Origin of the sequence: Halococcus dombrowskii, from assembly GCF_022870485.1 — an archaeon.
GTDB lineage: Archaea > Halobacteriota > Halobacteria > Halobacteriales > Halococcaceae > Halococcus > Halococcus morrhuae.
Window position 1 is genome coordinate 89,886 of record NZ_CP095006.1, and the last position, 20,693, is coordinate 110,578.

General features: G+C 52.9%; 10 protein-coding genes and 4 pseudogenes. 4 read left to right on the top strand and 10 right to left on the bottom strand.

All coding sequences use genetic code 11. The annotated features are described in order from the left end of the window. Window positions 1-133: 133 nt before the first annotated feature. The 5 genes from MUK72_RS14780 to MUK72_RS14800 all read right to left on the bottom strand — a co-directional run bounded on the left by MUK72_RS14780 (window position 134) and on the right by MUK72_RS14800 (window position 7,970). A complete protein-coding gene (locus MUK72_RS14780; protein ID WP_244705852.1) occupies window positions 134-274 on the bottom strand; it encodes a hypothetical protein in 141 nt (46 codons plus the stop codon). 1,135 nt (window positions 275-1,409) lie between these two features. Beyond that, a complete protein-coding gene (locus MUK72_RS14785; protein WP_244705854.1) occupies window positions 1,410-2,756 on the bottom strand; it encodes an orc1/cdc6 family replication initiation protein in 1,347 nt (448 codons plus the stop codon). Window positions 2,757-3,722: 966 nt separating this feature from the next. Next, window positions 3,723-5,060, bottom strand: coding sequence for an ISH6 family transposase (locus tag MUK72_RS14790; RefSeq protein WP_244705599.1), 1,338 nt, complete (start codon window positions 5,058-5,060; stop codon window positions 3,723-3,725). Between the two features lie 820 nt (window positions 5,061-5,880). Then, entirely contained in the window at window positions 5,881-6,546 is a 666-nt protein-coding gene (locus MUK72_RS14795; RefSeq protein ID WP_244705856.1) for an RraA family protein, read from the bottom strand. A 125-nt stretch (window positions 6,547-6,671) separates the two neighbouring features. Beyond that, complete coding sequence (locus MUK72_RS14800; protein ID WP_244705858.1) at window positions 6,672-7,970, bottom strand: IS4 family transposase; 1,299 nt, start codon at window positions 7,968-7,970, stop codon at window positions 6,672-6,674. A 787-nt stretch (window positions 7,971-8,757) separates the two neighbouring features. Here MUK72_RS14800 and MUK72_RS14805 point away from each other — a divergent pair. After that, window positions 8,758-10,110 (top strand): annotated as a pseudogene (locus MUK72_RS14805) (IS4 family transposase). Window positions 10,111-10,633: 523 nt separating this feature from the next. Here MUK72_RS14805 and MUK72_RS14810 read toward each other — a convergent pair. The 4 genes and pseudogenes from MUK72_RS14810 to MUK72_RS14825 all read right to left on the bottom strand — a co-directional run bounded on the left by MUK72_RS14810 (window position 10,634) and on the right by MUK72_RS14825 (window position 16,744). After that, on the bottom strand, window positions 10,634-12,277 hold the full coding sequence (locus tag MUK72_RS14810; RefSeq protein ID WP_244705861.1) for a sodium:solute symporter family protein: 1,644 nt from the start codon (window positions 12,275-12,277) through the stop codon (window positions 10,634-10,636). Between the two features lie 61 nt (window positions 12,278-12,338). Continuing rightward, window positions 12,339-13,767: pseudogene (gene tnpC / locus MUK72_RS14815) on the bottom strand (IS66 family transposase). Between the two features lie 227 nt (window positions 13,768-13,994). Next, window positions 13,995-15,458, bottom strand: a complete 1,464-nt coding sequence (xacF, locus tag MUK72_RS14820) for a 2,5-dioxovalerate dehydrogenase (RefSeq protein ID WP_244705865.1) — start codon at window positions 15,456-15,458, stop codon at window positions 13,995-13,997. 8 nt (window positions 15,459-15,466) lie between these two features. Next, window positions 15,467-16,744, bottom strand: coding sequence for a saccharopine dehydrogenase family protein (locus MUK72_RS14825; RefSeq protein WP_342346241.1), 1,278 nt, complete (start codon window positions 16,742-16,744; stop codon window positions 15,467-15,469). A 498-nt stretch (window positions 16,745-17,242) separates the two neighbouring features. Between MUK72_RS14825 and MUK72_RS14830 the strand changes: the two are divergent. Together MUK72_RS14830 and MUK72_RS14835 are read left to right on the top strand one after the other, a co-directional pair. Then, window positions 17,243-17,803: pseudogene (locus tag MUK72_RS14830) on the top strand (transposase); the annotation flags it as partial. 44 nt (window positions 17,804-17,847) lie between these two features. Beyond that, window positions 17,848-18,009 (top strand): annotated as a pseudogene (locus MUK72_RS14835) (IS1595 family transposase); the annotation flags it as partial. Window positions 18,010-18,115: 106 nt separating this feature from the next. Here MUK72_RS14835 and MUK72_RS14840 read toward each other — a convergent pair. Continuing rightward, the gene (locus tag MUK72_RS14840) at window positions 18,116-19,333 is read right to left on the bottom strand and encodes an IS701 family transposase (protein ID WP_244705869.1); all 1,218 of its coding nucleotides are present in this window, start codon (window positions 19,331-19,333) and stop codon (window positions 18,116-18,118) included. Window positions 19,334-19,412: 79 nt separating this feature from the next. Here MUK72_RS14840 and MUK72_RS14845 point away from each other — a divergent pair, with 79 nt between their 5' ends. Then, a complete protein-coding gene (locus MUK72_RS14845; protein WP_244705871.1) occupies window positions 19,413-20,585 on the top strand; it encodes an ISH3 family transposase in 1,173 nt (390 codons plus the stop codon). The last annotated feature ends 108 nt before the right edge of the window (window positions 20,586-20,693 follow it).

Here is a 20,693-nt window from a genome sequence, read left to right on the forward strand (position 1 = left end):
TGAGTTCTGTGAGGATGTCAGAGAAATCGACGCAGATGAGTAGTGTGACCGTTAGCAAGGGTTCGCAGATCCTGCGAACACCACAATGTTTCTGATACCCGGCCTTTGACCGCCGTCACTATACACATACCGTTCAAGGGACGATGTCGATCACCAGCAATTCATCAAAGAAACACGCGAGCGCGGGCATCTCCTGACGTATCCAACCGTACGCCGGGTAGGAGCCGACGTACACCGCGGCCATGATCGTGTCTACGAGATGGTGGCGAGTCATCGACAGTTCAATACCGCCTGAAAGCAGGTTTCGACACGATTGCGGCGCGGGTTGCAGACCTCGATGCATGGGACACGGTCGAACGGTTCGTAGACAACCACGTAGCGACCCAGGGCGGCGACGAGCGGCACATGTATGGTCAAGAGGAGACCGGCTCTATGACGGGGCCGGAGGCTGATTCTATGAGAATCGCGCTAAAGTCCCTGAAGCGTGAAGCATGACAGGAAGCAACAAAGGTTGGTATCCTGCCTGCGCATCAAGCGCGGAGGGTTGACGGACCTGCTATGCGAAGGAACAAGAGAATTGGAAGGGCAGCCGCGACTGACCGAACGAGTCTACCGGGTCCTGCGTATTGTCCGGAAACATGGAACAAAGGAACGCACGACGACCATGACGCGTTCCTCACATCTCCGGTCGGTTGAGACAGCTGGCAGTAGCACCGGGATTTCAACCAAATCGCCGAACCGAAAAAGCTCGATGGGTAGATTTCTTTTATACTAGCAATAATATAAATTGATCGAATCGGATAAAAAATTTCTGAATTTCCAGAAATATTATACAAATTCTCTTTATACCTCCGATCCACTCAACCAGATATCTTCTCTAATCAGATCAACGCTTTAGCTCCACCTCTCAATCCAATTGGAAACTACCGATCCTTGCATGTATCCGTAGCGTTGAGCGATATCTTTCTATCGGATGCCGTCCTCTTCTTTCCAGTTGATCGCCGCCATTAGCCGCTGTGTAGGTTTCTCTCCTCTAATCTCCGCCAAGATATGGCGGAGATCTTCCGTAGAAACGTTCTTGAGATGAATCATGCGAGAACAACAGACTACGGTTTTAAACTTTTTATTTTGGTACAACTATGTCTAGAATATCCATTATGTGTCTATGAACGGCAACGAACTGTACCACCAGTAGCAGAAGGAAACGAAAGACGATAATAGAGACATACCGTGTGCGAGATGAATCCATCAATGAACACGACGACAGACACACCGTGTGCGAGATGAATTCTTGAGATAGCAGCAGTTGATGAAAAATCCGATTCGTATTGCCCCGTAATTATGCTTGGACTATATATTTCACTGTCTATACTAAAAACTCTGTTAGCAATGAATGACAGGTTTCTGTATTATTGCCCGTTGAAGAAGTCCTTAATCTGTGCATTGACAACTGACTCAACCAGATCTTCATTATTCTTGACCTCTTCAATACGAATATCAGTTTGGAGTGTTTCCGCAACTACCTCTGGATCATCAATAAAAGTGTATTCTTTGTGCACACCATTTCCATAACCCCGACCTCGCTTCTCGGAAGTTACGAAGTTGTACGTACCTGCTTCGTTCATATATCGCAGGTACGAATCACGTGATTTCTCGTCTGCATCCAACAAATTAGTGAGATATTGATAGACTCGATAAGCAACTGTACTAGGGACAGCGCTAAGACTCTGCCGAGAGTAAACAGGAACAATTGCAGTAGCATAAAGTGAGAGCTTCTTCTGTGTGGACAAACCCTGCATTTGAGTTAGAGTTCGATCACGTTCTGATTCTTTTTGAGCGTCCCGTACGTGGTATTCACTAACGATATCGTCTCCCTGTCGATCCGCTATCTCCCCCGCCTTTCGAAAGAGATCAATTGCTTTTCGTGCGTCGCCATGATCCTGGGCTGCAAAAGCTGAGCTGAGAGAAATAATCCCACCTTCGAGTACGCTTTCTCGGTAGGCATCACTCCGCCGTTCGAGAATGGCTTGAAGTTGCTCTGCGTCGTAGTCAGAGAAAACGACATCTTGAGGATTGAACGAACTCTCCGCCCGTCCATCAAGATCCTGCATAAACCGAGGGTCGTTCGTGAGAGCTGCAACAGACACGTGTCCTTCAATTCGACCTAACTGGGAAGCACGCGAGAGCTGGTAGAGGAGTTTCGAGTAGGCAGGTTCGTCATTTGGATTTCGTTTCCTTCCGATCAAGAGATCGATTTCATCCAGTATAATTATGGCCGAGGTAAAGTTCCCGCTTAAAATTTCATAGAATCGGTTTAGCTTTTGATCAGTCGATATACCGCTTTGGGGAACACCTACTTCGACATTAGCTTTCTCAGCAGCGTTTTCAACCAATCGGTAGACAGCACGGTCGTGGGAGTTGATTGTTTGGCAGTTGAGTGTGATGACACCAAAGTGATCACCTTGAGATTGCGCGAGTTCGAGTAGCTTCTGACAAACTGCATTGATAATGAGCGACTTTCCAGTGCCAGATGGACCATAGAGAAGCATATTGGGAGGACGGTTTCCTTGCAGTGCTGGCTGAAGGTAGGTGATGATGTCATCTAATTGTCTGTCCCGACCGACAATTCTGTCTTCATCAATAAGCGCATCAAGATCCAGGAGTCCTTTGTCTCGAAACACAGAATTTTGAATCCCCTCTTGTAAACGACCTTTGATGGACTGTGAAAGAGATCGTTGATTATCGCCGTCAGCCATATTAGCGCGATATCGCTCGTACTACAAATAGATTTGGGAACCGTGTACAAGGTTAAATCTCCCGAAAACAATAGATAGAGGAGGTTATTCGGCAATCAATTTTGGATAAGCGAGAACCGTGGGCAAGGTCAAGCTACAGGCACACCCACTGTGTGCGATATGAAATAGTGTCGGCTAGCCTATTTGTACTGTAACTAGCTGGTCAAATTCACGGATTGACTTTCTGACGGTCCCCACTCACCGTGTGCGATATGAATCTACTCCCAAGTCAACGGGTCATGCCAGTAGGGATGGTAGAGCGTGGTACTCCTAGTGGTTGTCCACAACCATGAAAGTGAGCAGAATGTCATAGAATTCTTCACACGCTTTAGTAGCACTCCGAGAACCGATGTCTGAGAACCATGCCAACTGTTCTATGACGCCCTAATGAACTTGAGCTCCAAAACAACGGAATATGGTGCGAATGTAAGAGGCCTTATTATAAACACTGAGGTGGTTATCACTCTTTCAGTTATTGACAGTGGAGATTTATCACAGGTATGTTGCCCTATCTCAGTTGCTGTTCGCGTTTCCTGTACCTAAAACTTTCGATTGACTAGGAACTACTTCATATCATTTGATCTCCAAATCAAAATTATGCCTCATAGCGTTCTGCTCGCAGATATTTGCAGATGCGAAGCCATTCCTTTGATCTCCAATTCATATCGCACACGGTGGGTGGGGGCTACTTCAGGAAGATAGTTAATGACTGATAAGATTACATCGTCATTGAAACGACACCCGCCGAAGACGCCGTCGATCCCAACAGCACCAGGATGCGACATCTAGACCAGCGGCTATCTTTCAGCAGCGAGAGAATCCTGTCCTGAACCCCGAAGGGTTGATCGGCAAGCGCGAATCGCGTAAGCTCTCCCATCATATAACCACCGACAACCCGGCAATGGATGGGTCGCGTCGCAAAGTCCTCTAGACTTTGCCTCTGGTAGCCTCGACTGTGAGGTCACAGCTCATGGTTGTTTTGGTTGAGCGGGTGAGGAGTTCGTCGAAGAACGCTCGGTAGTAGTCTGGATTGGCGTATTTCACGAGCCTGAGTTGGAGCAACGCCTCTAATCCGGCCTCTGTCCAGCGCATCCACTGGTTCTTGCAGCGCTTGGCGACTTCTCCCATCGCCCGTTCCACGGGGTTCGAGGTCCACGGCACCTCGAACCCCTCAAGAGCCTGCTCGGCGAACGTCACTATCGACGGCAGCCACCGCCGAAGATACCCCGCAGCCTTCCTCGAACCGTACTGCGAGAGCTGCCACGCTGTCTTCTCAATGCGCTTGGTCGTTCGCGCGATCCGTTCGCGGATCGCGGCGAACTCTTCCTCGGGGCGGTGCTTGGCGACCGAGTTCTTCAGATGAAACACCTCGTCGATCACTTCTGTGACGATCTCGGTGCGTCGCTCCAGGGAAAACACGCCGTCATCCCAGAGGTTGTAGCCTAGCGTCCGGCCGACGTGGACGAGGTCGAGCTGATGCTCGCGGTTTTCGTTGGTAAACGCCGTGACGATACTGGTATCTGCGTCACTGACGACCGCAGCGTCGTCAGTGACTGCGTTGATATCGTCGAGAGCGGCTGCTGTCTCGTCCCAGTTAGCGTTGACCGACAGATCCAGCAAGGAGTGTGAGTCCTCGGCAGTATCCTCGCCAAGCGTTGCTTGGACGGAGTGGTATGAGCGGTCTTTGTCCTGACTGTGGCACTTCGTCCCGTCGGCGATGACAGCGTCAGCGTCCGTTCCGCCAACACAGTCCGGAAGGAATTGCTTGAGCTTGGTGCCGTACTCTTTGGCACGGCGGTTGATGGTATCTGGCGACGGCATCGAAACGAAGCCGTCGCCGTGATCGGCGGCATCTCGATAGCTGAGAGAGGTAGCGAGATCGACGCTCTTGGCCGCGATATCCTGTTGATAGCGATTCTGCCCGTCGAAGTCGATGACGTCTTCGACGGGCCGAAGATAGCTCGGTTCGTCGTGGTCAGCGGCTGTATCTTCGACGTAGTGGAGGTCGAACTCGTGCTCGCCGGCGGTTGTAACGGCTGTGCGGGGGTCGGTGCCGCGGCGCTGGAACCGCTTATCACCGTTGCCGTGGGCGTATTTTTCACCACAGAGCGCCTCGACGCGGCCCGCGTCGAGGCTCTCGACCAGTTCTTCGAGAAGTACCGATTCGATGTTCTGGTCGGTGACGAACTCGGCGAGTACGGCGAGCGGTATGGTTTTGTCGTCGTCGGTACTGAGTTCGAACCGCACGTTGATTTCAGCGTGCATGGGGTGGTCTCGGTTTGGTCACCAGAGACAACCCCTTCCTGAGGGGAGTCAGTTGCTACCGAAGTCTAGACCGCTTTGCGACACGACCAATGGATGACCTTATAGTGGAGATCGTGCCCGATTCGGGAAACAAGCCCTATACTGATAATCTCGGCTGTTGCCTGAGCAAGCATTTTCAACGAGTAGGACGGTAGCGGCAGCAACGGGAGTAGTGCTCATCCTGATCGATGGATGGACACGGTAGGTCGACTGGTATGGTAGACCGTCCGTGTCCAACTAGATCTATGACATCGATACGAATAGTCTCAACTATTGTTCAGCTAAGGAGATGGGAACTGAATGATGGCAAACAGTACCCATCTTGATCGATCAGGATCGCCGGGCACGTTTGGTTGCATGAGAGGTGGCACCACCCGTGCCCAGTTTTGCTTCATGAGGTCGAAGCAGATAGATCTACCGCAACGAGTAGCGTTACGCCAATGAGTTATCCTCATGAGATTCATAAGAACGATAACGACGATACCAGGCGATTTACTCACTACTACTCGATAGATGCTTCCATTGTAGTCGTGTTAGTCGGTCTATTGTTCGCCTGGTGAGTCATTCACCTCAACCCAGGAACTGCTCACACTTTGACTAGACACTGCCCTACTGCACCAATCTTCTAAGAACATGATGTGTGGTGTCGCTGCGCGTAGCGATACCACCGCAATCCGCGACAACTTATCACTATTCGAGCATAGTTGCGCTCGTCCTCACCAACACTCTACTTGGTAGGGTCTGACGAGTATCAACATCAATTCGCATAAATGTGTATTGATCAGAAGGTGCCGTATTTTTCGTACGCTTCTAGAGGTGTCATACCTTCTGATAGCGATTCACGGACTTTGTCTTCAGAATCTACCATCTTTTCGGCATCATAAAGAATCTCTTCCGCGATTTTTTCAGGAACCACAACAACACCATCATCATCAGCAACCACGATGTCTCCAGGAGTGACTTCAACACCGCCAACCACCGCAGGAACATCCCAATCAAGAAGTTCCCACCGGAAAATGCAATCAACAGGTGACGTGTATTTATGAAATACCGGAAATCCTTTTTCGAGGATAGTTGAAGTATCTCGAATTCCACCATCAATAATTGCACCATTGCATCCCCGCGGTTGGAGTGAGGATACCTCTAATTCGCCGAGGTGAGCGGAAGAGTCGTCATTTGTATCATACATCAATAAATGGTTGTTTGAAATATCTTCGTGCATTTTGAGAAATGTTCGAAGGCTTTCATCTGCATCAACACTCCGATTTGGTTGTCCGATGATTGGGAACGCGATACCGGTAGCTGAGACACCGGTCTCAATTGGTGTGATGTCGGGGTCAAGCGTCTGTTCTTCATATCCGTGTTCATGCAATACATCAGTAATTGCTGCGGTGTATATTCCGTCGTATCGCTCACAAAGTTCCTGCCTTGTGATCTCATCTGTCATGCCAATAAGTGATCTCAGCGTATAATGATAAAACTACCGTGTAATATGTTCATCATGCACAAAAATAGTCAGTACGGCATTGATGGTATGAAAGCCTGCTAAGTCCCCAGAGCATCCGTGTTCGGTTAAGGTCTCATCTCTGTGTTGAAGGCGTGAGCCACTCGTTTGTTCAGGGTGAGGCGTGATCTCTCTGGTTGGCGTGCCTCACGACGCACCAGTTCAGGGAGATTCGGTGGTGGATGACCCAGAGCAACGCCGAGATCACCAAGCACTGGCTGGGCGACCGACCGGAAGGTCGTCGCCCAGCGTTCTTCTGGATACTCCACGTCAGGATCGAGCTCCTGAAACACTGCCAGCAAGGCTCTGCTGACCAGCAGTGTCAGCAGAGCCGCCACCACAAGTAACTCTGCAATCGCTTTGTCGCCCGTTTCGAACTTCTCCAAGCCGTACCGCGACTTCAACTCGCGGAACAGCAACTCAACCTTCCACCGAAAACTGTACAGCGCCGCTACTTGCTCCGGCGTGAACTCATCCGGAAGGTTCGTCACGTAGAGGTGGTAGTCGTCGGTGTCCTCGTTGCGGACACCGACGACGCGGAACTCTCTGGTGGCAGCTGATCGGCTTTCACCGTACTGCCGTCGCTTGAACCCGAATTCGCCAGTTACGTCGATATGCTTCCGCTTGAGTTTCGAGAGATGATCTCGAAGGTGGCTCCCGGTCAAGGAAATGGCGCGCCCGCGCCATTTCCGCCGCTCGTCCACGATCAACGGATTCGCGTTCGTCTTTAACCGACTCACGAAGTAGCCGTCGTTCTCGTCGATCAACGCGAAGCGGCGGTAGCCGTAGAAGCCGAGATCGAACAAGAACAGCCGCCCACGCAGCCAGTTCCCGGTGCGGAACTGGCTGCTTTCGTGGGTTCGTTCGTCAGTGAGTTTGAACTGTGCAAGCGTCTGCTTTGTGACGTTGTAGACGAGGTGCAGTTTGGCACCAGATTGGTCGTCGTGAGTGGCTGGAAACGCAGTAAGGAGCCGATGCAACCGGAAGACGGTTGCATCGGCGATCATCGTATCGCGGAACTGGGTGAGTTGGGGCGCAATAGTGTGAGGAACCGCGACCTCCTCGAGCGCGTGCGCGAGGAGGTCGCTCAGGAGATCGCCAAGCTCTGGCGTAAATCGGTCGTAGAAGCTTGACCGAACCACGGTCTGGTTGGTGGCAGTCTGGTAGGCACGTTGAAACGCAGCGATAGAGCGGGTTTCGCCGTCCACGGCGAAGCCCAAGATGAGCGACCAGACGAGCATCGTAATGTCGATTTTCCGGTGGCGCTGGACGGCATCGCGCTCGCGCGCGATGCCTTCGACGAGCTCGGCGGGAAAGAGCGAAGTCAATCGGCGTCGTATGAGCGTTGGAGAGAGTTCGGGTATCACAACCTCTCTCTACGCGGTTCTTGAAGATAACCCTATCACGACAGCGCCGTCTGCGTGTTTTGCTCCTTAACCGAACACGAATGGTCCCCAGAGCATAGAACAAGAATGGGATGGCAAAGGCTGACAAGTTAACAGCGCCTCGAACGTTGTCGTAACCGCTTTATACCACAAAACGAACCAGCGATCAACAGAGGAAACAATGTCTTTCACAAGAGCGTCTGCTCAAACAATACAGTGTTTCTGACGCCACGGAATTAAAGACAATTCTACGAAAGGTCATACTGCGATATTGCTGAATTTATCTATTTCAATATTCAACCTATTAATTGATATTAAATCGTTTCTGTAAAAATTAAAAGTTCAATAAGTCCACTATGAAGAATGTTGTCTTTTTTCCAAATTTCTTTCTGATTCTGTTGTGGCTCTGTACTCTCGAAGTATTAACCAGCGAATAGCTATTGTTACACTAAGCAACATTCCACCATAATAAATGGTGAAAATCAGCTCCGGATCAATTAACATTTTCACCAATCCGAATTTCGTTCAGCGCCAATCGATAGTAAGCGGTTTTTTCTCCGCAATGTCCATTCTCCAATTTTGACAACAACTTCCCCATATGATTGTCATGACAACACATTACACTCTATGAGAGGGATTTCAGATATATATATGTTTGGATCCAGAATATCATCAGACAGATCATAGACAATCAATTGAACCCATGCGTTCTAGATTAGCGCCGTGTTCTGCCACTGTCCACTGATTGGAGACCGCCGGAGCTACTGGAATGAGAGACCCGGTGGAACGTGTGACCTACGACCCACCGGACTCGGTCGTTGTTGATCGTATCCAAAGAGCGTTTCCCGATGATGAGTTGCGCGAGCGCGCTCGCGCAACGAATCTCATCCAACGACAGCGCAAGTTCGACACCGTCGCACTGTTCTATACCCTCGCGTTTGGCTTCGGTGCTGGCTCTGAATCCATTCAAGCGTTCTTTGAACGCTATGTCGAGATGGCTGATCTCACTGAACTCTGCTACTCATCGTTCTACGAGTGGTTTTCTCTCGGATTCGTTGCCCTCTTTCGAGAGATCCTCGATGATGCCATCGAGGATCTCGATCCAGGTCGCAACCAGCTCCGCGGCCGTCTCGAACAGTTTCGAGACGTCCTCATCCGCGATGCTACGTTCATCTCGCTCTACAACGACGCAGCTGATGTATACAACCTCCGTGAGGACGTTGCTGGGGCAAAGCTCCATCTCACGGAGTCACTTTCAACAGGTCTTCCAACTAATTGGCGGACGACAGACGGATCAACCCATGAGAACAGCCAGATGCCCACCGGTAAGTGGGCATCTGGCGCACTCGTCCTCTTCGACCTCGGTTTCTACGATTTCTGGTTGTTCGACTGGATTGACGGCCACGACGGCTGGTTCGTCTCTCGCGTCAAATCCGACGCTAACTTCGAAATCATCGAACAACTCCAGACACGCCGAGGAAACAGCATCGCACTCGAAGGTAAGCGGCTGCAGGACGTCATCGACGACCTGCAGCGCAAGGAGATCGACGTCGATATTGAACTCTCCTTCGACCGCAAGTGAGGGTCGTGCCGCAGCACGACCCGAGCGTTCCGTATGGTTGGTCTCCGCGATACGACCGAAGACGAATATCACCTCTTCCTGACGAATCTCTCTGAAGAGGAGTACAGCGCGCCCGATATCGCACAGCTCTATCGGGCGCGCTGGGAGGTTGAGCTTCTATTCAAAAAGCTGAAGTCACGTTTCGGTCTTGACGAGATCAACACTACCGATCCGTACCTGTTCGAGGCGCTGATTCTCATCGCGGCGATCTCGTTGATGATGAGTCGCGTGATCGTCGATGAACTCCAGAAACTCGACGCACAACAGCGTGAGAGCGCCGACGACGCCGCGGCGTCGTCGACGCGAGTCCCACGTGGTCGGGGTTCGACCGTTGTTGAACGCCACTCTCACCTGATTCATCTATACGTGATGCTCGATTTAGGCTACGATCTCCCTGATCTGGATGCGTTGTTGCTGTGGGCGTCACGCAACCCGAACCCACATAGACCGAGATTGTACGAACGGGTCGAATCAGGCGAATTCTGGCCAGAATTCGCCTGATGCTCTCCACGGTCGGGGACGCGCTCCCGACCAGCGACAGCTCTGGGTCGGCGACGCACTCACAGCGGTGAGTGCGCCGCCTCATCCTTCGATGACAACATGCTGGCGCATGAATGATCCTCGGGTGACGGAGGATGGAACAATTTTCGCTGCATCACGGAACTTACCGGACTAGATGCCGGACCAGGCCGCCACTAATCTAGAACGCATGGTGCGCGAGTAATCTTCTGCGCCCGGTGGACGCCGTGCGATGTAATGCCGTTCAGTGTATCGTGCTCTTCCTCGGTCAACTCGATTGGATACGTCGACTGGGACATACCACCAGCCCACGATCCACGACAAAATAGGTTTTTCAGCTCACGGCTGATAGTACACTAGTTGGCGACCATTACACTTCCTTTCGTACTTCACGCTTGAGGAACCTGAGCAGAATTCTCAGAGAATTAGCCCCTCTTCCCGAACGATTAAACTGCCGCCGGTAGTGTGCTCAGCCAACTAAATTCTAGAGATCTGCGATCCATGTTTATATTATACTGTTGTACGGGAGGTAATAATAAATAAATATTACTACAGACAAAAGTATACTTACCACGATCGCGACTGACGTATAATTGAGGGTAGTTCGGAGTTTTTTAGGGCTTACTGATTTCCCAACACCGCTTACCATGTCTTGCCGACGCTTCTTTTCTGTTGAAGATGGACCATTGATATAACTACCTATCAAAACACTCGCCAAACTCACAAAGAATCCCACGGCCTCAGGCGGAAGATAGACCGGGAAAGACAGAATACCAGAGGTATCCAATCCGTAAGCGATGAGTGTGACAATAAACCCGAGTGAAATTCCCCATAGTGCTCCTGTTTTTGAAGTCTGTTTCCAGTAGACGCTAGCAAACGCAATGGGCCCCCATGAAGCTGCGAAAAGTGAAGCAGCGAAATAACCAAGCGATAAAACGGCAGGTGGTTGATAAAATCCAACGGCAAATACCAAAACTGCGACAACAATCATAAACAGCCGACTAAATCGCAGTTGGTCTTTGTCACTGTCACGCTCAGGGAAGATCGAAAAATCAGTTTCTTCGAACAAATCATGGGAAAAGCTAAATCCAACTAGAGACAAAAATGTCGAACAAGAGGATATACCAGCAGCGACGATACCACACACTACGACGACTCCTAACCAAAGTGGCAACATATTTTGGGCTGCCCAAATAAGTGCTCTCTCAGAAGGTACTATATTAGAGTTAACAAGCGATATTACAGGTGCATTTAAATGGAGTATGACATAAAAACAGGCGATAATTATCATAGTTGCTATACCAGAACGAAGTATCGTCTGTTCGTCTTTCGCCATGATGTAACGACTCGTTTGCCAGGGACTGACGGCAACAACAACCATCCAGATGAGACCGAATGTAATAGCATAAGCCAGAGACTCCCACGGGCTGCTATATTGTGCACTCTCTCCTGTCACGATCCCATGCCAGCTTAGGATCTCAGGGCGAGGTGGATAATTGATAAGTTGATGAATTACGTCTGGCCATCCTCCAGCACTATTAACAATATATGGAGCTGCAAAAACAGCTGCAAAAGTGAAAACAAGGAACATTATTGTGTCTGTTATTATGACGCCCTGTGAGCCAGAAGCAAAAGTGAAAATAAGGATAACACCGATAACGACAAAAAGACTTATACCATAACTAAGATCCGTTATATTTGCTATAACGACAGCGACTCCTTGAGACATGGCTATCAGATACACGCCAAGACCTGTGACAAGAGTGAGTGCAGCAGCAACACGCACTTTGTCTGAATCGAATCGTTGACCAAAATAATCAGGGAGTGTAACTGGTTCCATTTGATAAATGTATCTCCCAAAGAAATATGCACCGATAGCATATCCAGATACATTTAACGGCATTAAAATAAGCATGACAATCGGGTATCCGCTATAGCTAAAGCCCATCTCTCCCAAGAATGAGACAACACCAAGAAATGAAGCAACAAGTGAACCAACAATTAAAATTGTCGGTGCATTTCGGCCGGCTACATAGTAGTCCTCAACGTTCTTAACCAATCTTCCTGCATAGCCTCCAATAAGAAGATAAAGGATGATCGACACAACAACACCAATGAAGAACCAATTGGTTCCGTCAACGAGTGGCATACTCTCCCATATAAGAGTAGTATATTAAAAGTGGCGATTGAGATAGCTCTATCGTATGTGTTTACCCCGACGCAACTTCGGGAACTGCCTGATCGGGCGAGATCATCTCGTTGTTTCGGACGACCCGCTGAAGTTCCTCGTATGGATTCTGACCCTGCTGGCTCCACGTCGCCAGCAGGGTCAAGGCCGTCTCGTGGACGAACATCCCGCGCTCGTTGCGAAGCGTCCCGATGAGTTTGCGGAGGATCACCGGCTCTCGCAGAGCATTTTCGGCAGCATTGTTCGTCGGCGAGACGGCTGGCTCTCCGACGAACGATAGCCAGTGATCCAGTCCACCTTCGATTTTCCCGAGGAGTGTTGCCACTGGTCCGTCGCTCACTGAGCGGTTAACGAGCTCTTCAAGCCCCTTTCGGACCGATTCTTGCATTCGCGTTCGCTGACGGTCGGATGGGTCGGTCTCCAGCCACGACTGGAGACCGACGTACATCTGCTTGAGCGTCCGGTAGATCGGTTCGGCTTGGTCGTGATCGTCCGCCACGTCTTCAGCTTCTCGCAGAATGTGCGCCCAGCACCGCTGGAGATCCCTGCTGAAGGCTGGATACGCTGTCCAGCCGTCACAGATGATGGTCCCGTCGAAGTCCTCTCCGAGGACTTCTTCGGGCACGTCACTGCCGCGACTCTCGCGGACAGCGTACAGCGTGTACTGATCGGTGCGGAATGTCCAGATCCAGGTTTGCTCTCCATCGAGCTTGTGGCTGGTTTCGTCAACGTGGACCACGTCGGCGTGCTGGATCTGGGTGCGAATGTGCTCGTACTCGCAGCGACCGGCGCGCGCAGCGCGCTCGGTCGCGCGCCACGCGGACGCGGGCGAGAACTCCAGTCCGTGGAGTTGGTTGAATCGATCCGCGATCTTCCGATGGGGTAGCCGATGCTCGTACTTGGAGAGGGTTGCTTGCGCAACGACGTTCACCCCAAATTGTCCCTCATCGGGACAGTCGGGATGTGAAGCAACCGTTTCAGCACCACAAGCGTCGCACTCGTAGTAGTGGCGGTTGTACTGAGTGGCTACTGGCGGCTGTGGGTCGGGAATCTTTTCGACGAGTCGAGGGCTGACGCCCACGGACTCGTCAAAGTCCTCGCCACACGCTGGACAGCAGCCACAGGTGACCTCGACTTCCCTGTCCGGATCAGGAGCGTTTCGGAAGGCTGGGTCGTGTCCAGGTTTACGTCCGGGTGTTCCACCGTCAGTGCGAGCGGAATCGTCGTCGTCCTCGTCACCCGAGGACGATGACTCATCAGCGTTCGATTGGTCTTTGCTGGGTGGTGTGTGCGGTCCTTCGTACCACCGAAGCTTGGCCCTGAGTCGCTTGTTCTCTTCTTCGGGCGCAGCGATCCGCTCAAGCAGTTCTTCATCAGAATCGTTGGAGGTCATCGAACAAGACCTCCATTGAAAACAGACGACACGGGATGGTCTCCACGCCGGAGACCATCCCTCAGAGACCCCCGAGTCGTCTGCTGCATTGATCTACGGAACCGATCAGATGGCAGCTACGAGAGAGTGACGAAATCGTTCTGAGGGTGAATAAATACGAACACCGGAAAGCACGATTAGCGGCTGTCCGTCATGCTCTTCCCTGAGAGCTACGATTTCAACTTGGCTGTTCCTCTAAAAGATACGATTGACTGGTGATCAATCGCAGAAGTACAGGCAAGAGAGTCAGTAGTTGTCATAGATAGTTTTGATGATGGTGAAATAATTCATCCCTTCCTCACCCTGCTCACGATAGGTCTCGCTCGACGACGCATCCATCCCACCAAACGGAACATGGAGTTCGAGCCCGGTCGTGGACTCATTGACCTTCACGACGCCGAAATCGACTTCGTTTACGAACCGATTTGCTTCGCTATGGTTATCGGTAACGATACCTGCTGCCAGTCCAAATTCGACATCGTTAGCCAGTGCAAGCGCTTCATCGATGTCGCTTGCAGTCATTACGCCGACGAACGGACCAAACACTTCCTCTTGCATCACAGCCATATCCGACTCCACATCAGTCAGAATAGTTGGTTCGATGAAATTCCCGTTCTCGTATGTCTCACCATCTGGTTCTCCACCACCATAGAAGACAGTCGCACCCTCCTCTTTGGCAGTTGTGATGTCGTCGAGTGTGCTATCGAGTTCGCTTCTGTTGGCCTGGGGCCCCATATCAGCCCCGTCGAGAGCTGGACCGATTTCCAACGAATCGGCATACTCAGCGAGTTCACTGACAAACTCGTCGTGGACAGATTCGTGGACAATCACTCGCTCGGTCGCTGTGCAGGCCTGGCCAGTGACGCCGAAGGCACCGTTACCGACAATCTCTGCGGCCTCTTCAGGATCAGCGCTCTCCGAGACCACTGTCGGGTTCTTCGAACCGAGCTCGGTCTGGACCCGTTTGTGAGCGTCGGTGGCCTGCTCGTAGATCATATCGCCGACCGACCGGCTGCCTGTGAACGATACCGTGTCCACTTGCTCGTGGGTGACGATCGGTTCGCCAATTTCGCTGCCGCTACCGGTCAGTACGTTCACCACACCATCGGGAGCGTCCATAGCATCAGCGGCCTCGGCGAGACATTCGGTGGCCTTCAGGAACACGGTTGGCGCATCCCGCGAGAGCTTGCAGACCACCGTGTTGCCGGTAGCGAGTGCAGGGGCCATCTTCCACGATGGAATGGCGATGGGGTAGTTCCATGGGACAATGAGCCCAGCAACCCCCATCGGCTCACGCACAGTGTAGAGGTTCTGTCCGTCTGCATTCGGCTGGCTCCGTTTGCCAGCGTAGTCCATCGCCTTCTCGGCATAGTAATAGAAGATGTCGATCGCACGGCCGACTTCGCCGCCGGCTTCACCTAGCGTCTTCCCTTCTTCACGAGCGAGTGTCTCGGCAAGTTCGTCATGCCGATCGTCCATTCGCTTGGCCGTCTCACGTAAGAGTTTCCCCCGTGCGGGACCCGGTGTGTCTGCCCAGGCATCCTCGGCTGCAGCGGCTGCCTCAACTGCCTCATTGGCGTCTCTCACACTCGAATCCTGGCATTTGGCGACGATTTCCCTCGTATCCGCCGGGTTCCGTACGTCAAAGATCTCGCCAGTCTCACTAGCACTCCACTCGCCGTCGACGTAGTTCTCGTATGTGTTCGCCATTTATGTGGTTACTTTTCAGTCAATTCGAAGCCGCGCGATTCCATCTCTTCGAAGTACTGTTCAGCATCGAGACCACTGGTTTCGGTGACAAAGATGCCTTCCTCATCAACCGAACCGTCGGCCATGAGTTGAAGGGTTACCGACAACGGTACGCCCACGTAGCAGCCGTACTCACGCATCGTCGTGATATCGTTGCCATCGAAGAACGGGTAAGGCTGCTCAAGATGGTGAACTGCGACGCCATCCTCCCCGTCATTCGATCCAGTGACTTCCGAAGAGAGGATCGTCTGTGGCGTCCAGTCGGTCTCGGTCGACAGTTCTTCAGGTGGCTGCCACTCGGCTTCCCGCTCACGGCCGGCACGTTTAACCTGTTCTTGGGCCACTTCGACCGGGTCAACATCGCCGCCTTCGACCTCAATGGTGTCGGTGTCGAAGGCATCCATTGCGTGGAGGGTACGCTCGTACTCGGCCCACTCTTCGTGCCAGACACCACGAGTAATGATGCGTTCGACATCGGTTTCCTCGGCAATGGGCGCGTTCGGGAACGTGATAGGTTCGGGATGTGAGATGACGTACGTCTCCTGCTCACCGACAGGATCAGGAAATTCGAAACTTCGCTCTTGAGAGAACGGAGGCAGATCATCAATGACCTCACCATCCTCCCACCGTGCACGCTCATCGACATTCGGATCGTGTTCGTGGGTGACCGTGGCAGTGAGACCGGTGGTTGTTTGGGTGAGTAGCCGCCACATTCCCCAGTAGAAATTCACGTCTTCGACGCTCTCGAATCCCTCACAGCCGACCATCCCCAGTGCGATGGTGCTGACGAGACCCCCGTTTGCGAACCACAGCGAACAGTCTGCCTCTGTGAGCTCTTCGGAGCGGTCAAGTACCGCATCGAAGTCGAAGGCGTTCAAATCGACGCCAGTGAGGCCACCGACATCGGCGATGGCATCGAGAACAGTTTCCTCGAAGAAAAATGGGAGTCCATTCACCACGTAATCAGCATCGTCGAGAACGCGCGCGATGTCCTCAACATCGGTTGCGTCAACCGGCTCGAAACGCACACGCTCGTCGTCAATCATCTCCACCAATCTTTCAGCGTTCACCTCATCAGCGTCCGCGACGACGATTTCGTCGAAGTCACTCGTTTGATACAGGTCGTACACACAGGACGAAGTCATCGCCCCTGAACCACCAAGTATTACAACTTTACTACACATTTCCAGTCCAAAGTTGACACTCAGACTATTTATGCTCGTTGTTTCAGATGTCACTACTCGCATGAACACAAATTCACCTGTATATCGCGATTATAGTGTTAGCAGCCGACAGCTGTCACTGTCGGTAGTTCCCAACTGAGATCTCACCATCTCCTCTAAATCGGTGAGATGTTGAAGTAATCGTCGCAGTGAACCGGTTCACTGGAGCTCAGAAGCACCGCTGCGTACTCAACGTTCACACCACCAACGCTTCACGAATCCAGCCGACAGTTGGTGCTCACGAATGGCACCCCCCGAGGCCGCGGGCTGGCTCAGCCCACGGCCGAGGTATACGCATCTGGCACGCCTACCCCGTTCACTCGGCTTGGAAACTCTTCCCCACGCTCGCTGACTGGTCAGCGAGCAGTCGGTAGTGAGATCGAACGACGGTTCCGGGTGCAATCCTGATGTTTACGTCCTGTGCTCGACGTTACTCGTCTCCCGCCGTGGTTCGAACAAGCTCTCTCAGCGTTTGAGTCAGCTTTCTCCGACAGCCGCAACACTGATTCGCTCAAACACCTCGTGAGCGCGCTGATTCTCGCCGAAACGCAGTGGACTGTTAGCGGACTCTCACAAGGGATTTCGCGTCCCGACGGGAACGCGAAATCCCGCAGAGCCTACGACTACTTCTTCGAGGGAGCTGACTGGTCGGCCCCCGATCTCGCCCAACTCCACGCTGAGTACGTCTTTGACCAGCTCCAGGTCGATGCTGGTAACGACGTGCTCCTCCACATCGACGATACGTTCGCCGGCAAAACCGGCGACGCCACCGATGGCGTCGCCCGGTTGTACAATCCAGTCGAAGGCGAGACGGAGCTTGGCAATAAGCTCGTCACTTCCTGCCTTCAGGTTGGCGATGTCTATGTTCCGTACCTTGCGCGGATGTGCGTTCCAGAGGACCTCGCGCCGGATTTCGACGAGCCGTTCAAGAAAAAGACCGAGATCGCTGTCGAGGAGATCGTCACACCGCTCCAGATCCCGGCTGGAGCGGCTCTCACCGTCGTTTTCGACTCCGCGTACTACGGCGACGAGAGAGTTGCTACGATCCAAAATCAGGGCCATGATGTCGTTTGTCGGCTGAAATCCGACAAACACGTCTCGCCACAGGATGCCGTCTGGACCCAACGCGTCGACGCCCGTCGCGCTCGCGTAGCTTGTCCACGCGCGGGCGTGGGACCTATACTGAAGACAAACCACCAGTGTTCGTTCTGGTTGATCGTGGTACTGGCCAGCGCTACGTGGTGCCTGCGAAGACAGCGGACGAAACGACGATTCGACTCCTGCTGGCTTGAGTGATCTGGGCAACGTTTGGATGGTAGAGGAGTGTCGGTAGTTCCTAATAGAGTTGAGAGGCGGAGCTAAAGCGCCGGTCTGATTGGACTCAGCTTTGCACGTTCAGAGATACCACCCTTTTGAACCGTCTGAGCCGTCCGAATGAAGGAAGAGATGGTCGATCTCTTCCATCAAATCGTCAAGAGCCTGTTTTGGATGGTGTCGTACCCATGAGAACAGGTTATACACGACTTCTTTCAGAGCGTACTCCAGCTGGACTTGGATCGATGACGCTTTCGAGCACAGTGTTCCCGAGGCGCTCGATTCAGGACCAAGCCGCAGCAGACTGTAGGCCAGCATTTGAAGGTGCCAGTGCCGACTGGCACCTTCATCATCCCGAACTTCGCAGTCTCCAAGGCCTAGATCCTGCTTCGAGTCCTCGAAGAACACTTCTACCGGCCACCTAAATGAATATGACCGGATCAAATGCTCAGACGGCGCACCGATCTTGTTCGAGACGAAATACTTCACCGGGTTCTCTTCATCCTCCTCTGTAACCTTCTCCGCGATGAGGAGCCGTACCTCACCCAACTCCGATATAGGACGCTTCTGCGTCCATATTTTGTAGGTTTCATCATCGATCTCTCGCTCAGTCTTGTCGATGCGCTCTTCCAGCGCATCGACGCGAATCTCCTCGCCACCGTAGGTCACTTGCCGATTGCTTCGGAGCGGGCCGATCCAGTCCTTGTCGTATGATTCGATGTAGTCGATGAGATTCGAATCATGGGTGAACCACGAATCCATGAGGTAGGTGTCTGCTGGGACACCTACCTCCTCTTCGAGTTCGGTGATGATCTCTCGGGCAAGATCGTACTTCGTGCGGTCGTCGTCATCATCGTAGAGTCGAAACGCGAGCGGGTAGGCGGTTTTCTCGTCAGCGTAGAATGCGTAGACGAGGTTCTGTCCCCAAACAGTGTCGCTTTCGGCGTGATCGTAGAATTTGCCAACACCGGGAAGTTCCTTCCCGGTTTTGTGGTTCACCGAGTCGTCAAGGATGATGTAGCCATCCTGTGACCAGCGAGTTTCACCGTGTTTCTGTAACTCTTCGATGCGTTCGTGGTTAACCTGATCTTCGTCCCAGTCGTACTCGGTGAGGAACTTGTTGACTGCTCGTTTGCCCTGTGCAGGAAGGACCTCGCGTGCGATCCCAGCCACGGTCTTGTTGCTGGCGGCAACAAGACCTGTGGTGTACGTTTTCGCATGATGCTGCTGTTCGGGCGACAGTGAATCGAACTCGTCGATTGGCTCCGTACACGACAGGAGATCTGTGATCGGTAGCATCGCCCGTTACCCCCACTTACATCGCGGCGCTACTTAACGTGCAAAGCTGAGATTGGAGAAGATGTCTGGATGGGTGAGTGTGTTACAGCTACCCCAACCAGACGGGTTCCTTTCGGCGTGGGATGTCAAAGGTGTAGCGGCGGATGTGATCGGAGAGCTCCCCCTGCCAGGGATCGAGGGCTTGCCCCTCGATCCTGGCGACATCTGGTCCGTCGTTATCCTCGCCAGCGTCAATCAGACCTCCGTTCGAGAGGTCTGCGCCGAGAATCACGAGGCTCCCTGCAACGATGCCGTCTTCGATTGGCTCCACACCCTCGATCGAGGCTGGCTCGAGTTCGTCGCCAATCTCCTGTTCATGCAGTTGGCCATGACGATCCTCGACCGCTCGGGGTCGAGGATCGTCTCCATCGATTTCGTCGATAACCCCTATCACGGCACCTACAGCGATGAGGTAGGCGAACTCTGCCGGATGAGCCCCAAAGACGGTACCACTACCTGCCACCGATATTGCACCGCCTACCTCGTCTCGAACGGGAAGCCGGTCACGCTCGCGATGACCTACGTCCGCAGCGACGAGAAGCAAGCCGACGCGGTCGAGCACGTCCTCGACCGCGTCGAGGCCTATCCTTTCGAGATCGAGCTGTTGCTGGCTGATAGCGGCTTCTACAACGAGCGCGTCATCCGCCGCTCACGGGAAATCGCCGCGACAGTCGTGCCGGTCGCCGAGAAAGGCGACCGGCTCGAAGAGAAGCTTGAGACGCACAAATCGTACATGACCACCTACCGGATGTACAAGGATAGCGAGCGGGAACTCCGCTTCCCGCTCGCGGTTTCAGTCTCGTATCAGAACGGCGATCGCGGCAAGCACGGTGAAGTGGTTCGAGGGTACGCGGCGTGCGATCTGGACGATCGCACGCCTACACAGGTCGAACACTGCTACCGAAAACGATCAGCGATCGAATCCAGCTATCGGCTGTTTCGGAGCGCACGAGCGGTAACGTCGACGCAAGATCCGATCGTGCGGTTTGCGTTTGTGGTCGTGAGCTTCTTGCTGGAGAACCTGTGGTTGGTGCTACGGTGGGCGGTCGTCGCCCGCCCACGTCGGGGCGGGCGCGACCTGCCCGAGGAGTTCACGTTCTCGGTGTTCTGTGACTGGGTTCGACACGCGCTGGAAGAAGAGTTAGAGCGGCGGTGGAGGATCGAGATGAACGGAGTCGGCGTGCCGGATGCGTACACGGCGGCCGCGGGCTGAGCCAGCCCGCGGCCTCGGGGGTGCCCTTCGTGAGCACCAACTGTCGGCTGGGATCTTGGGAGAAGCCGGTGCAGGAAGCTCCTGGAACGCAGCCACGACGTTGTGGTC

Coding starts and splice junctions, on each gene's coding strand:
- MUK72_RS14840 (WP_244705869.1), bottom strand. CDS start 19,333: ATGCTACCGATCACAGATCTCCTGTCGTGTACGGAGCCAATCGACGAG.
- MUK72_RS14785 (WP_244705854.1), bottom strand. CDS start 2,756: ATGGCTGACGGCGATAATCAACGATCTCTTTCACAGTCCATCAAAGGT.
- MUK72_RS14810 (WP_244705861.1), bottom strand. CDS start 12,277: ATGCCACTCGTTGACGGAACCAATTGGTTCTTCATTGGTGTTGTTGTG.
- MUK72_RS14825 (WP_342346241.1), bottom strand. CDS start 16,744: ATGCGAGTAGTGACATCTGAAACAACGAGCATAAATAGTCTGAGTGTC.
- MUK72_RS14780 (WP_244705852.1), bottom strand. CDS start 274: ATGACTCGCCACCATCTCGTAGACACGATCATGGCCGCGGTGTACGTC.
- MUK72_RS14790 (WP_244705599.1), bottom strand. CDS start 5,060: ATGCACGCTGAAATCAACGTGCGGTTCGAACTCAGTACCGACGACGAC.
- xacF (WP_244705865.1), bottom strand. CDS start 15,458: ATGGCGAACACATACGAGAACTACGTCGACGGCGAGTGGAGTGCTAGT.
- MUK72_RS14795 (WP_244705856.1), bottom strand. CDS start 6,546: ATGACAGATGAGATCACAAGGCAGGAACTTTGTGAGCGATACGACGGA.